General features: G+C 63.5%; 2 protein-coding genes. Both read right to left on the bottom strand.

Annotated elements, in window-relative coordinates; genetic code table 11:
• Positions 1-75: 75 nt before the first annotated feature.
• Positions 76-1,635 (bottom strand): amino acid permease, encoded by a 1,560-nt coding sequence (locus tag ACXWUF_RS20995; RefSeq protein WP_458496504.1) that lies wholly within the window; start codon positions 1,633-1,635, stop codon positions 76-78.
• Between the two features lie 208 nt (positions 1,636-1,843).
• On the bottom strand, positions 1,844-2,896 hold the full coding sequence (pyrC, locus tag ACXWUF_RS20990) for a dihydroorotase (protein WP_458496503.1): 1,053 nt from the start codon (positions 2,894-2,896) through the stop codon (positions 1,844-1,846).
• Positions 2,897-3,265 lie beyond the last annotated feature (369 nt).

Below are 3,265 nucleotides of genomic sequence, written 5' to 3'. Positions count from 1 at the left end.
GCGGGAAACCCCCCGCCCCCACGGCGACCACCTATTTGTATTGTCGAAATGAAAATCCTCAAGATCGACCGGGGGTCATTCACTATTGGACGCGGCTTCCTCCCCGAAGTCCGCGAGGGGCCGCACTTCGGCGATGAGGTCTTCGCCCCCGGACGCCGAGGCAATGCCCAGCGCCACATGGCTTTTCCGATAGCCGTAGGAAAAATAAAAGGCCAGCCCAATCGCCCCCCACACCGGAAACACCAGCTTGGCGTCCGGCGGCAGGAACATGAACAGCACCACGCAGCCGACCACGGCCAACGGTCCCACCACCCACACCGCCGGGGTTCTGAAAGGCCGGGCGCGGTCCTTGTCGCGGACGCGGAGGATCATCACCGCCAGGGCCACCACCATGAAGGCGAACAGCGTGCCGGAGTTGGAAATGTCGGCCAGCTTGCCCACCGGCAGGAACGCGGCGGCGAGAGTGACGGCGCAGCCCGTGACCATCGTGACGATGTGCGGCGTCTTGAAGCGGGGATGCACCCGGCTCAGCACTTCCGGCAACAAGCCATCGCGGGCCATCACGAAGAAGATGCGGGTCTGGCCGAACAGCATCATCAGCACCACCGAGGGCAGGGCCAGGAACGCCGCGAGGCCCAGCAGGTTGCCGACCTTTTCCCAGCCGATTTGCCGCAACACCTGCGCCAAGGCCTCCCGTGAGCAGACCAGCGGATGCTGTCCCGCCTCGGCCAGCGACCGGCATTGCTCGGCCAGCGCCAGCGAGCCGGGCGCCAAACTCTGGCCGGTCGAATCCATGACCGGCTGCGCCCCGACCGCGCCAATGGCACCCGCCGCGACCAGCAAATAGAAAATCGTGCAGATGCCCAACGAGCCGATCAGCCCGATGGGCACGTTGCGCTGGGGGTTCTTGGTTTCCTCGGCGGCGGTGGACACGGCGTCGAAGCCCACGTAGGCGAAGAAGATGGACGCCGCCGCCGCCACCACGCCGGTGCCGCCTTGGGGCAGGAACGGCTGGAAGTTTTCGGCGCTGACGACGGGCAGGGCCAAGGCGATGAAGGCCGTCAACGCGACGATTTTGACCGCCACCAGCACGGCGTTGAAGGTGGCGCTTTCCTTGGTGCCGATGACCAGCAGGCCGGACACCAGCAAGCAAACCACCACCGCCGGAAGATTGATGACGCCGCCCGCATAAGGGCCACTCGCCAGGGCGGGCGGGAGGTCGATCCCTAACGAATTGTGCAGCAGCCCCCCGAAATACCCCGACCAGCCCACCGCCACGGCGCTGGCCGCCACCGCATATTCCAGCACCAAGGCCCAACCCACCAGCCAGGCCACCAGTTCGCCCAGCACCGCATAGGAATAGGTGTAGGCGGAGCCAGACACCGGCACCATTGAGGAAAGCTCGGAATAACACAGCGCGGCCACGGCGCAGACAAAACCGGCGATGACGAAAGACACCATCATGCCCGGCCCGGCCTTTTGGGCGGCCTCCGCCGTCAGCACGAAAATGCCGGTGCCGATGATGGCCCCGACGCCCAACAGGGTGAGTTGCCAAGCGCCCAGGGAGCGGTGCAGCCCCTTCTTTTCGGCGGTGGCGAGGATGGCGTCGAGTGGTTTAACGCGCCAGAAAATCATGGGCTTCCCCTCTGGATGTGGTTGAAATTATGGATGAATCGAGTCGCGGGTAGTTTACAAGAATCGTCAGTTTATTCCGGGCTAGCATCTGTTAGGGTGAGTTAGGCGCACGTCCGACGAACTCCATCATTGATGCTGAATCTGCCGTACGCCGTAACCCACCATGCCAGTCGGGATGATGGGTTACGCTGCGCTCCACCCATCCCACTTAAACACAAAGCTCAGTCGGCTCCACCAGCCGCCAACCCACCGCCTCGCCCGCCCGGAGCGGAACCAATTCGGTGTCGCCAAACGCCAGCCGCTCGGGCACCGACCATGCGGCTTTTTCCAGCGCGATGGTTTCCCGGTTGCGTGGCAGCCCATAAAAATCCGGGCCATGGAAACTGGCGAAGGCTTCCAGCTTGTCCAGCGCCCCCGCCGCCTCGAACGCTTCGGCGTACAGTTCCATGGCCGCGTGGGCCGTGTAGCAACCGGCGCAGCCGCAGGCCGACTCCTTCGCGCCGCGTGGATGCGGGGCGCTGTCGGTGCCCAGAAAAAATTGGGGATTGCCGCTGGTGGCCGCATCCAACAAGGCTTGCCGGTGGCTTTCCCGTTTCAGGATCGGCAGGCAATAGAAATGCGGACGGACGCCCCCGGCCAGCAGCGCGTTGCGGTTGTAGAGCAAGTGATGGGCGGTGAGGGTGGCACCAATCCGGGGACCGCTGTCCCGGACGAATTGGACGCCGTCGCGGGTCGTGACGTGTTCCAGCACGAGGCGAAGCTCCGGGAAGCGGGCCACCATGGGCACCAGGTGCCGGTCGATGAACGCGGCCTCCCGGTCGAAGATGTCGATGCGGGCGTCGGTCACTTCGCCATGCACCAGCAAGGGCACGCCATAACGCGCCATCGCTTCCAGCACCGGATAAACGCCCTCCAAGCTTTTGACCCCGGCGTCCGAATTGGTCGTGGCCCCGGCGGGATAGAGCTTGAGGGCCGCCACGCCCGGCTCCTCCGCCACCCGGCGGATTTCGTCCGGCGGGGTCGCGTCGGTCAGGTACAGCGTCATCAGGGGTTCGAAGAGGCGGCCGCTGGGCAACGCCGCGAGAATGCGGTCCCGATAGGCCAGCGCCTCCGTCACGGTGGTGACGGGCGGCTTGAGGTTGGGCATGACGATGGCGCGGGCGAATTGCCGGGCGGTGTGCGGCACCACATCGCGCATCGCCGCGCCGTCGCGGAGGTGGAGGTGCCAATCGTCGGGGCGGGAAAGGGTCAATCGTTGCATGGTGGGGTATGACCTTTCGGTGACGGGGAATCTCGTTTTCAATCATCAGGGAAATTTAGCCCCGCTTGATTGCTTGGTGATTTTGGAATTTAACGGTTTTTTTGTAAAAAATATCGACGGTTTCCCAAGACAGGGTATCTTAGCAGCAAGGATGCTCAGGCCGGATCGGCCCGGCGAACCCAAATCGGTTTGCCGCCCATCCCACCGATGGAAAAACTTTCTGATAAATATGATCTTACACAAATTCAAGCACGGCTCCGTCCTGTTCAGGGCAATCGCGCTATATGAATTTCCCCCTCTCGCCTTTGGGAGAGGGCTGGGGTGAGGGTATCCAACCCAGGGATTTATGGCCTTTCTAACCCGAACCAC

This window comes from Methylomagnum sp., assembly GCF_054333355.1.
The sequence above is the reverse complement of the archived record's forward strand: the minus strand, read 5'-3'. Positions and strand labels throughout refer to the sequence as shown.